Origin of the sequence: uncultured Victivallis sp., from assembly GCF_944391105.1 — a bacterium.
Classification (GTDB): domain Bacteria; phylum Verrucomicrobiota; class Lentisphaeria; order Victivallales; family Victivallaceae; genus Victivallis.
The window spans coordinates 32,896-44,239 of record NZ_CALXSK010000033.1; the positions used below are offsets into that span (position 1 = coordinate 32,896).

An 11,344-nucleotide genomic window follows, 5' to 3' on the forward strand; every position below is an offset into this window, starting at 1 on the left:
AAAACATACAATGGGATTTTTATGGCGCAGAATTGGTTTATCCAGAAGGACGATGAGGTGTCAGGTCCGTTTCGCGGCCGTGATGTGTTCAAAATGGCGGCCGAGGGGGTGATCTCTCCCGAGACACAGATTCGTTACGGGAACGACGGCGTGTGGTATCGCGCTTCCGAGATCGAAGGGTTGAAGTGGCCCGCCGCCGAACCCTCCGCCCCGCTGTCCGGTCCGGTTTCCGCGGGGACCGGCGACGCGGAACACGCGAGGATTGTATGTCCGCATTGCTGGAAATCGTTCCCCATCGATGAGGTCAACTACATTTCGCGGCATCTGGATCTGCTCGGAGATCCGGTTCTCGGGCCGGACGCTCAGCTCCGGTTTCTGCCGTTGCGTTTCAGTCCCGGCGGACTCGCGCTCGATGCCAACGGCGTGGAGTGTCCGGAGATGGCCTGTCCGCACTGTCACTTGAAGATTCCCGAGTCGCTGGTTGAACTGCCGACGTCGTTTTTTTCCATCGTGGGAGCTCCCGCCAGCGGCAAATCCTATTTCCTGACCTCGATGATCTGGCAGATTCGGAAGGTGCTTCCGCAGTGGTTCGATTTCACCATCGCCGATACGGACGCAACGTTCAATTCCGTGCTGAACAACTACGAGAAGATCCTGTTCCTGAACGCAAAACCCGATGAGTATGTCGCCCTGCCCAAGACGGAACTGCAGGGGTCCGATTTTTCGAACCAGGTGCTGCTGGACGGAATCAGCGTCGATCTGCCGCGTCCATTCATCTTCAACCTCAGTCCGATGATGTCGCACCCCGATTACGATACCCGGAGAAAGGTGCTCGAACGAAACATCGTTCTTTACGACAACGCTGGGGAGCATTTTGAGCCGGGACGCGACTCCATGACCAATCTGGCGACGGTTCACCTCGTTCATTCCGACGGCATCATTTTTCTGTACGACCCGCTCAAGGATGCCCGCATGATGCGCGATTGCAATGGGGACGATCCGCAGATTTCCCGCGGCGGAACCGGAGCCAATCAGCTTGCGCTGTTCCACGAGATGACCGGCCGGATCCGGAAATACGCCGGATTGAAGGCCTCCGAGAAATACCGGAAACCGCTTGTGGTGGTGATTCCGAAGTACGACGCGTGGCGGCAATCTTTCGATCTGCATCTTTCCGAACAGGAATTTCTCTCTTTCGATGCGGAGAACATGCGTTACAATCTTGATATCCGGGTTATTACTTCCGTCTCCTATCTGTTGCGGAAGCGGCTGCTGGAAATCTCTCCCGAGGTGGTCGCCGCGGCGGAGGGGTTTGGAGATCAGGTTTACTTCGTGCCGGTCAGCGCTCTCGGCCGGATTCCGGAGTTCGATGAGAGTCGCGAAATGATCGGAATCAAACCGGATCATCTCAAACCGCTCTGGGCGGAAGTTCCGTTTCTGCTGCAGCTGTATCTGCACAACCTGCTCGGCGGCGTGGAAACAGCGGTGAAAAACGCCGTCGAGATCACAAATTACAAATTCGTTCATGATACGATTCTCTTTTCCCTCCCCGGTCTGCCGAGACGGCAGCAGCTGCCGCGCAACTACTGGGGGAAAACCCTCTATTGTGACGAGACTCAGCAATATTTCAGACTGCCGTTTCCGCCGGAGGAGAGTGCCGCCTCCGAGCAGGAAAAGGCCGGAAAAAATGGATTGGATGACAGCAACAGTTTGATCGATACAACCTTCTGGGCAAATTAAAATGGCTTTTGAACTGGTTTACACATCGGCGCCCCGGGGCATCCGCCAGGGGAGCAGCGGTTTCTGCGTTGTCGCCTGCACGAAAGGGATGGGGGCGGGACTGATTGCCAAGCTGGAGAATCTGAGCGCCTACAAACCGGTTTATCCTCATTACGATCCGAATGCCTGGGAGAATCCTGTTGCCTGTTCCCACTGTGTCGTGAGCGGGGGAGGCGGATCGTACCATGTTCTCAGCCGGGTCTGCTTCAACGGCCTGGACTACACGAAGCGCTCAAATAAGCTGGCGTCGCACATCGTTTTGAGCGACAGTGAGATGAGTGCGCTTGTGAGCGGTCCGGCCGCCCCGTTTTTTCAGCCCGGTCTCTTCCGGGATGCCTCCTGGGAGATCAAATCCGAACTGTTCGAACGTCAGGCGGACATTGCGCCTTCGAATCTCGCCCCGGAGAAATGCAGTGCCTGGGAGCGTTTCGCCGGAGACGCCGGCTGGGGCGGGGTGCTCGCGGAACATTTTCTCGCTTCTCCGCAGAAGTGCGCCTGTATTTTGTTCGATCCACTGCGACACAAGAACCTCATTGAGCTGGTGCAGGAGAGCATTCTCCTGCTTCCGCGCGATGTGAGATGGAATGTCTGTTTCAACACCTATTTCACCACGTTGCCGGCCGGAGTCAACTGCAACTGGCGTTTTCTGCCGGCCGGACCGGAGGCGGAACGGGTGGTCCGCCGTTCTCCCGGGGCGCTGGTCATCGATCTCACCCGGCCGCTTCCCGCAGCGGAGGGGGGGCAACTGGTGCTGCTGGCCCGAACCGGAAGGGTGAGCGTCCAGGCCTCCGGGACGGTGTCGTCGCTGCCCGAGGTGAAATTGCCGTCGCCGCCCGAGGTGAAATTGCCGTCGCCGCCGGAACAGGTGCAGGAGCAGGAGCAGGAGCGGAAGCCGGAGCGGGAAGAGGAGTCCGCCGTCTTTCCGTTGCGGAATGTCGAAGACGTTTTCCGGCCTGAGAATGCGGCGGCGCGGCCTGGCGGGACGGGGGCGATGAGCGGAGCTCCACCGGGATGGCCGCCCGCGGGCGCAGCGTCGAGAGCCGGGTCCAGGCATCCCGCTGCGGTTTCAAACCGGGGCAGCTGGTGGAAAATCGCGCTGGTTTTGATTGTTCTGATGCTTTTCCTCGGCGGCGGATTTTTTCTGATGCACCACATTGTCTCCTCCGGAAAGGCGCAGAAGGAGGAAACGGAGCTGCGCCGCGAGTATGCCGCATACCGGGAGCGGTTCCGGAAGCTCGAAACGCAGGGAACTCTCGATGAGGAGACGCCGCTCTCGGCGGATATCGAAGATCTGCGGGAACGGTTTGAGAAGATTTTCGCATCGGATCCGGAGAGGGAGACGTTCTGCCGGGATATCACCGCCCGGTCCGAACGGTTCCGGAAAAATCTTGAAAGTCTGAAACAACGTGAAGCCGCTTGTGCGGAAGCCATTTCCGAACTCTCGAATTATCAGCTGCTTGAGGGCGTGGAAAAATTCGACCGGCGATGCGATCTTTATTGCGAGGCAACGGGAGTTGAGATCCGGACGGATGGGGAGTCCGGTGCGGATGTGCCGGTATTTCGGGACGAGCTTGACCGGATTCGGCGGATCGCGGAAAACAGCCGGAAACGACTGAGCGAAGCGGTCAATGCGTTCAATACGTTGCTGCAGCAGCTGGATGAGATGCAGCGGAAAGCCGCTCCGGTTCCGGAAAACACCCCCCCGTCCGGGGCGGAGGAGATTGTGGAACCTGCTCCGTCCGGAGAGGAGAGCGGGAGTGAGCGGCCCGGGCGGCCCGATCTGCCCCGGATTGCGCCGGAATTCGTCTGGATGCACGCTGCACAGCTGTTTGAGCTTTCCGCCGGAAATCCTGTGTCATTTGCGCTGGCGGTCGACCCCGGGCTGGAGTTGACCGGAATTTACGGTCCGGATGTGCTGTCGGACGGCAACACGATCCGCATGACGACCGACAGCGGCAATGAGCTTATGCTCACCGCCAGCTATCGGGCGAATTGTCTGACGTTCGAGATCCGCGGCGGACGGTTGCCGGAGGAGAGCCAGATCTATGCGCAGTTCGGGGGGCGTCAGAGCGTCTATTTTTACTTTGTCCCCGGGCATTCCCGGCTCAAGTTCGCCGGAGAAAATGCCCTGACGGCGAAATGGGGGGATTCTGGTGAGCTCCATTTGAAATATTGCGGTGCGCTCGAACGGGTTCCGGACGGCGATTGGAAAATCGCCCTGAAATCGAACGGCTGCGTATCGGACTTTGTATCGTTGCGTTCCGGCAGCCCGGAATTTGTCATTCCGGTTGCAACGCTCGATTCCTTCAGCGGGGGGAAATATCTCAAGCTGTTCGAGCAAGTGAGCAATCTTACCCGGACGGCCGGGGAGATTCGGAAGCTCGTCAGCGAACAGTTGGAGCCGCTCGCGGCAAAATCCGGGGGGGAAAAATTCGGTTTTTCCACTTCGGAATTCAAGCGTCTCAGCCGTGAAATCGAACTCCGGCAAAATAAGATCCAGGAACAGCAGTCCCCGCTTGACAATCCGCAGGACAAGGATGCCGAGGCCCGGCGCGGGGAGCTCCGCAAGAAGCTGGAGACGGAGTGTGATGAACTTAAAAAGAAACTTGAGGAGGAGAGGAAAAACATTGTCCAGTCCATTTTGGCGCGGGCGACTCCGGCTCAGTTGCGGAGCATGTTCGGGGCGAATCGACTTTTTCAGTCGTTAGCTCCGAAAGAGAGTGTCGATATCGCTCTGATGTCGGCGCAGAGGAACCTTGACGGAATGCGCAGAGAGATCCTCGTCCGTTTGAACCGGTCTGAAATCGTTCTGGGGGACGACTTTTTCCCGCAGATCACAGTTGAGTATATAAAATAGGATGACCTATGCAGAAAGAACGACAAGTCATTGCCCGGCTCAATGCGTTTCTGGAATCGAACGACTGGGTGAACTCCCCTGCTTCCCGGGAGATTCTCGCTGCATATACCGAGTGCTGCGTCGAGGCGAACAGCCGTCTCGATCAGTGTTCGGCGCTGCTGCTCCGGAAGATGACGGTCGAAGCGGTGAATCTGGCGAGTCGGGAACCTTCTCTCTTTGAGATCGTTCCGCTGCTGAATTTCCCCCGGCTGCCGGAATTTCTGGAGTTGTGTGAATGGTACGACTGGTCCGCGCCGCCGCGGTTGAACATGCCGGTGTTCGAACAGTTGAAAAACGCTTCCGGCGGTCTCTCCGACCTGATGGAACTTCTGAACGAATACCGGCGCATCGCCCGGGGGCGGAATCTCCAGGAGAAGATCCGCCTGCTGCGGAAAATCGCGGAGCTTGATCCCCGGAATCCTGAATGGAAGCAGAATCAGAAGCAGATCGAGACGGAATATCTTCCGGATCTGATCGATCGGGCCAGGAGCGCCATTGAGCAGAAGCGGTTCGCCGAACTCGAAACGTTGCAGAAGGAGTTGACGGATCCCGCCTGGCAGGTTCCTGTCCCGGCGATCGTTCTTTCGAAAATCGGAAAGGTTCTCGATGAATATCACCAGGCGGAACGGAAAAAGGCGGCCGTCGCGATCCTGGAAGAGATCAATCTGGCGTACGGCATATTTGACGTGTCGCAGCTGGGAGATGCCATCGCGCGGTGGGACGCCATCTGCCGGCTCGAGGACTATGAACCCGACCCGAACGAGCAGCTCCAGGTGGACGATGCGCGGGAATGGCTGGAGGAGAAAAGAAAAACCGAGGCTGCGCAGGAGGCCTTTTCCACATCTTTGAAACGTGTGAATTACTTGCTCGATTCGGAAGCGCCGCTGGAGGAGGTCGAACAGGAATTTGCAACGCTTTCGGCACTGGAAAAGCCCATCCCGGACTATCTCGTCGACCGGATTGCGATGTACCGCCAGATCTGTGAAAATGAGGCGCGCCACAGACGGATTCTCCGCACCGTGAAGCTTGTGGCCGCCTGCCTCGTGGGGATTCTGGTGCTCGGCGGGGTCGGTTATTCCGTTGTCTATTATCAGATCGAAAAAAGTCAGACCGAACGCTTGCGGGCGGTTATTCAGGACCGCAAGCTTCTGGAGGCCAGGAAGATGCTGAAGTCGATCGAGGAGAGTTACCCCGCGATCGCCCAGGGAGCGGCGATCACCGAGCTGCGCGGGGAACTCTCCCGGCTGGAGTATGAAATCACTACGGCCCGGGAGGATTTTCGCAATCGGATTGCCGATGTGGATGAGGAGCTGAAAAGGGGGGTCCCCGATGAGGCATTCATCCGCTCCAAGTTCGCGGAGTGTGAAAAACTGGTTTATTTCGAGGAGGACAAACGGGCGCTGAGCGAAAAGCGCAGCGAGGCCGAACGACGGATTGCCGCGGCGCGCCGGGAGGCGGACAAGCAGTTCCTGGAGCAGGTTCGGCATCTCAAGGAGATCCGTGCCGATTTTTTCCGTTTCCTCGGCGAGCATGACTTTGCAAATGCCGAGCGCATTCTGGACGAGTTCCGGGTTGAGGCGGGAAAGGCTGCGGCTCAGAAAGGGGTTTCCGCGGACAATCGCGAGGAGTATGCCGAATTGATCAACTCCTATGAGAAATTGTTCCAATATTTTGAAGATGACAAGGAGATTCAGGCGCTTGTCACCCGACTGCGGCAGATGGTTTTAGCGGCGAATACAACCTCGGCGGTTGCGGAGGCCGTGGCGGATTTCAAAAAGAGTACGACCGACCGGAATCTGCCGCCATCGGATCAAGCGTTCGTCGAGGCGCTTTCGGGCGATTCAGAGGCGCTTCTGGCGATTGCGGCTTATCAGGAGAAGCCTGCGACAACACCGCTGCCGAAGGAGAGTTCCGTTGCCTTTTTTCAGGATGCGAAGAAAAGCCGTGCGCTTTCCGAGTCGTTCGACGCCGCCCGGAAAAAGATGATCGAGTCCTATGAGCTCCTGATGACCAGTGTGGTGCGCAACCGCTTGCGGATGTTCAGCTTCAAAGATCGCAACGGGCGTGAAATTTCGATCTATTTTCCGCAGAGCCGCACCGTGTCGGCGATGTATGACTCCGGGAGTCGGAAGTTTCAGTTTCAGGCGGAGAACGGGCTCCCTGTGGAAATTGAGGTCGACCGCGTGGCGAGTGTCAAGGTGGGAGATACGCTCTATGCCGATATTCGGCCGGTCTATCCTGCCCGTCTGGACCGGAATTCACTTCTGAATGCGACGGCGCCGCATCAACTGCTGGCTTCCGAGACGCTCACGATGCTGCGCGGTCTCGACGGGGTATTGTACGAACAAAAGATCGTCGAGGCGATCGGCCGGATCATTTCGGATCCGAATTGCAATCCCTACTGGAAACTTCAGCTGTGCAGCCGCCTTGTGAATGCGATGCAGCAGCTTGAAGTCATCGATACAAAGCCTTACACCGAGTTGAAAAAGCTGATCGACGAGCTTCTGGCCGCGGACAATTCGGGGAATGGTATGAACAATGAGCTGCTCAACGACAGGATCCGTTCGGAATTGGCCCGGGTCAGGATGGAGGAATTGTTCGGCAATCTGGCGGCCAATCATTTTCTCGTGCGCCTCATTTCCGGTGCGACTGCCAGAAAGCTGCAGTTTCTCGGCGTGATTCAGCGGAATGCCGGCAGGACCGTTTTCCACAAATCCCGGTACGTTGAACGGGAAACAGGTGAGGTCTGGTGCTTTGACGACAGTCGCCGCGGCTGCTGGCTGGCGGGAAGTTTTCGGGGCGACGAGATCACCTGGGATCCTGCGATTCAGGAGCGGGCGCGGAGTTGTGTGGCGTTCACTCCCGTTGACGGGAACGATACGAGACAATGGATTGCAAACGAACGGGCCGAGGCGAAAAAGGCCGGCGTTACGGAGATTCCCTGGCCGGCTTTCTGGCCGCAGAATGTAACCGAAGGAGAAAATCGATAATGTCTTCCTATTTCATCCGGTTGAACGGAAAAGTGATCGGTCCGCTCGACGCCCTGCGGATCCGGCAGCTTCGGGACAGCGGGAAATTCAACGGAGAACTGCCGATTTCCGCGGATCGCTCCCGCTGGATTCCCCTCCGCGACATGGAGGAGTTGAAGTCGCTTCCGGAAGGCGGCAGGGCCGGCCGGGTTCAGCAGGAGCCGCCGACTCCTCAGGACCCGGAGAAGGAGAAAGCCATTCCGGTTCAGCCGATTAAGCCGAATCCGCTCCGGCCGGTTCAATCGGAGGAGGAGCCGGTTCTGGTTTATCCGTTTTTTGATGTGGTGTGCCCGTCATGTTCGCACCGTTTCCGGCTGAATCCCGCGTTGCGCGGAAAGAGTGTGGACTGCCCAGCCTGCAGGAAGAGTTTCGTTCCCGCGGCGACCGGGCAGGGGGGCGGTGCGCCGATGCCGTCTGTTTCCGTGACGACGAATCATGGCGACCTGCAGATGTTTGTGAACATTCTGCTTATAGTGGCAGCGGTTATTGTGGTCACGTTTCTATTTGTGATCGGGATGGCCTGGCTGGGGAGTCTCTAAGTGTTGATGGGAAAGGAGAAGACGATGGCGTCACAGCCTTATGAATTAAACTGGAAGAAACTTGATCCTGAGGCGCGGTTTGGGTTTCCAGCCAAACGTTTTACCGGTGTGGGGAATGTCTCCTCGGCGCTGCTGGGATTGTTTTTCACGGGGGTGTTTTACCTGGTGCTCTACCCGTTCTGGCAGTTGAACCGCTGGCAGATGGTGAACATGTTCTTTCACGGGGGGCCGGAAAATCGGAGTACGATACCGTATTACACGGTATTCCTGACCATGTGGTGTCTTGCATTTCTGTTCATCAAATGGAGGAAACTTGCGGTTCAGCGGCTGGCGCTGCAGGTGAAGCTGCTTCCGGATGATCCGGATTACATTCTTTCTCCGCAGAATTCCGCGGAACTGATTCTCCGCTTGAACCGCAAGGTGTACATGGCCGATGGATTCATGGTGGACAACCGGATTCTCAAGGCGCTGGCGAATCTGAAGAACATCGGCCGGGTCGCGGATGTTTCGAGTGTTCTGGGGGATCTTGCGAAGGCGGACGAGAAGTACACGGAGGGGACCTACACTCTTCCGAAGGGGTTGATCTGGGCGATCCCGGTCACGGGGTTCATCGGAACGGTGCTGGGACTTTCGCAGGCGATCGGAGGGTTTGGTGCCGTGGTGGCGCGCGGAGCGGACATTGCCGAACTGAAACTTTCGCTCGGAGGGGTGACCGGTGGATTGGCCGTGGCGTTTGAGACGACCCTGATTGCGCTGGTTGCGGCCCTGATTGTCCAGTTGTTGCTGACGATCCTCGCTCAGAAGGAGGAGGCGTTTCTGGACGAATGTTCATCCTATTGCTACCGGAACATTGTTTCGAAACTCAAACTCATCGACATCCGGGAGGATCTTGAGTCATAATGTTTCGGAATTCCGACCCGCCGATTTCCCTGTTTTCCTTTCAGGACATCGTCACGACCCTGATTGGAATCATGGTGCTGTTTGTGCTGCTGCTTTCGCTGGAGTTGATTGAGGCGACCCGTATCTTTGAAGAGAGTTCTCCGGTTCGGGAGGAGCTTGCCCGGCTTCGCGAACAGAGGAAGTCGCTGGAGACGCAGGTGGAAGAGCAGGCGCGCCGCCTGAAGGAGCTGGCCGCCGAACTTGACTCCGTGAGCGATATGAGCGAGGCGGAGCTGCTCTATTCCCGGCAGAGAGTCGAACATCGGATCGACTCCGCGACGAAAGCGTGTTCTTCCGCAGAAGAGCTGCTGCTCCGGATGCGGGAGCGCAAAGCCGAGGTTGAGGCCGCGGAACGGGAGCTGGCCGGGCGGAGAGAGAAACTTCAGCAACGTACGGCACAGCTCGAACAGGTTCGCCGGAATGGAGATGCGCTGCAGCGGCGAAACGAGGAACAGCGCGAAGAGCTCCGCCGGCTTGCGAACGCCGTCTCGATCGAGTTTGAAGGCGATATGTCCAAACAGCCGGTCATGGTGGAGTGCAGCGAAACCGGATTTCGGGTGAAGCGGCTTGACTCGCCGGAGATCCGGGAGATTCCGTTTCAGGGGATAACGGTTACGGCGGAGATTGAAAAACTGCTTGCCGTTCTGCGGGAATATCCTGCATCCAGTTGTTATATTCTGTTTTTGATCAAACCAAGCGCGGCGAAATACGCGGAATACCTGCTCAATCAGTATTCTCTGGGGATGTCCTCGTATGAGATGGGCATGGATCCGCTTTACGAAAGAGAGCACTGTTTCTGATGGCCGAACATAAATTACCCGACAGTCTGGAGCTGCTGCTGGACACGATGTGCAATACGTTCGGCGGAGTCATGTTCATTACGATCAGCATGGTGATTATGGTTTCCGTGGTTTCGAAGATGCTGACCGGAGGCTCTTCCGCCGAGCTGGAAAGGCAGATGCTCGAAGAGGAGCGCAGACGGATTGCGGAGCTGGAAGCGGTGGCGGAGGAGCAGAATGCGGAGTCTCAGACCATGCAGTCGCGTTCCACCGGGTATGCCTCGGGGGATCGTGAGGCGGTTGAACAGCTGCGGGAGCGCATGCGCGAGGCCGCCCGTCTCGAGGAGAGGCATACCGCGCAGCTTCAAGAGCTCAAGAGATTGCAGAATGAGGTTTCGCGGCGGACGGCGGCGAATGCGGCGGAGCTGGAACGGATCAACCGCAGTGAGCTTGAGGCGCAGGCCGCATTGCGGGAGCAGGAGCAGCGGAGCGAACTTCTGGCGCAGGAGCAGGAGGCCATCCGCGGGCAGAGGGCCGAGGTCCGTCCCCGGAAGATCCGGTTCGCGAAGAATGAAGCGACCCGGCTGCGTCCTTACGATGTGATTCTCTGCGGAGATGCGCTGCATCGTCTCGGGGAGGGTTTTGACAGTTCTGCGGAAGTGGAGGTGCGGAGAAACGGAAACACCCTCACTTTGATTCCGGTGCGCGGCATCCCGGTTTCGGAGGAGATCGGCAAGGCGGAATTCTCCCGATTATTCCCCGGATTTGACCGGAATCGTTGTTTTGTGCGTTGTTTTGTGCATCCGGATTCGATGGAGACGTTCGTCGGTCTCCGACAGATGTTTCGGGCGTTCGGGATGAAACTTGAGTGGATGATTACGGAAGAATATCTTCTGTTTTTGACAGATAATCCAAAATACAGGGTGTCGGATTGAACAAAAGACGTTTCGATTGCTGCTCGATGATTTTCGCTCCCATCGCGGTGGTACTGCTGGTGGTGTCCGGTTGTGATCGTCCGGAGAATCCTCCTGACGCGTCAGCTCGGACCGGACAGCGTAGTGAAGAAAACGGGAGCGGAGAAGTCCGGCGCTCTTCGGGGGAGAACCGGGAAAATTCCGATTCCGACGGATCTGAACTCAACCGCCCGGATGCGTCGAATGGATCGTCGGGCGGCGGAGCGTCGAATGGAACGCCGGGCGGCGGAGCGTCGAATGGATCGTCGGGCGGCGGAGCCTCGAATGGATCGTCGGGCGGCGGAGCGTCGAATGGAACGTCGGGCGGCGGAGCATCGAATGGATCGTCGGGCGGTGGAGCGTCGAATGGAACGTCGGGCGGCGGAGCATCGAATGGATCGTCGGGCGGTGGAGCGTCGAATGGAACGTCGGG

The 11,344-nt window shown here is 57.8% G+C and carries 8 protein-coding genes; 7 read left to right on the forward strand and 1 reads right to left on the reverse strand.

Annotation, left to right across the window (positions count from 1 at the left end; translation table 11 throughout):
• Positions 1-21 precede the first annotated feature (21 nt).
• The 7 genes from Q0K10_RS10760 to Q0K10_RS10790 are packed head-to-tail and all read left to right on the forward strand — an operon-like array spanning position 22 to position 10,893.
• Complete coding sequence (locus Q0K10_RS10760; RefSeq protein WP_294506831.1) at positions 22-1,737, forward strand: DUF4339 domain-containing protein; 1,716 nt, start codon at positions 22-24, stop codon at positions 1,735-1,737.
• Between the two features lies 1 nt (position 1,738).
• Positions 1,739-4,633 carry a hypothetical protein gene (locus Q0K10_RS10765; protein ID WP_294506833.1) on the forward strand — a complete coding sequence of 965 codons (2,895 nt, stop codon included), beginning with the start codon at positions 1,739-1,741 and terminating at the stop codon, positions 4,631-4,633.
• An 8-nt stretch (positions 4,634-4,641) separates the two neighbouring features.
• On the forward strand, positions 4,642-7,662 hold the full coding sequence (locus tag Q0K10_RS10770; RefSeq protein WP_294506835.1) for a hypothetical protein: 3,021 nt from the start codon (positions 4,642-4,644) through the stop codon (positions 7,660-7,662).
• On the forward strand, positions 7,662-8,240 hold the full coding sequence (locus Q0K10_RS10775; protein WP_294506837.1) for a hypothetical protein: 579 nt from the start codon (positions 7,662-7,664) through the stop codon (positions 8,238-8,240). Before Q0K10_RS10770 ends, Q0K10_RS10775 begins: the two co-directional genes overlap by 1 nt.
• Before the next feature lie 24 nt (positions 8,241-8,264).
• A complete protein-coding gene (locus tag Q0K10_RS10780; RefSeq protein ID WP_294506839.1) occupies positions 8,265-9,140 on the forward strand; it encodes a MotA/TolQ/ExbB proton channel family protein in 876 nt (291 codons plus the stop codon).
• Complete coding sequence (locus Q0K10_RS10785) at positions 9,140-9,979, forward strand: hypothetical protein (protein WP_294506841.1); 840 nt, start codon at positions 9,140-9,142, stop codon at positions 9,977-9,979. Before Q0K10_RS10780 ends, Q0K10_RS10785 begins: the two co-directional genes overlap by 1 nt.
• Positions 9,979-10,893, forward strand: a complete 915-nt coding sequence (locus Q0K10_RS10790; RefSeq protein WP_294506843.1) for a hypothetical protein — start codon at positions 9,979-9,981, stop codon at positions 10,891-10,893. The genes Q0K10_RS10785 and Q0K10_RS10790 overlap by 1 nt, the downstream gene beginning before the upstream one ends.
• A 201-nt stretch (positions 10,894-11,094) precedes the next feature.
• Here the strand turns inward: Q0K10_RS10790 and Q0K10_RS10795 are convergent.
• A partial coding sequence (locus tag Q0K10_RS10795) for a hypothetical protein (protein WP_294506845.1) occupies positions 11,095-11,344 on the reverse strand: 250 nt, incomplete at its 5' end.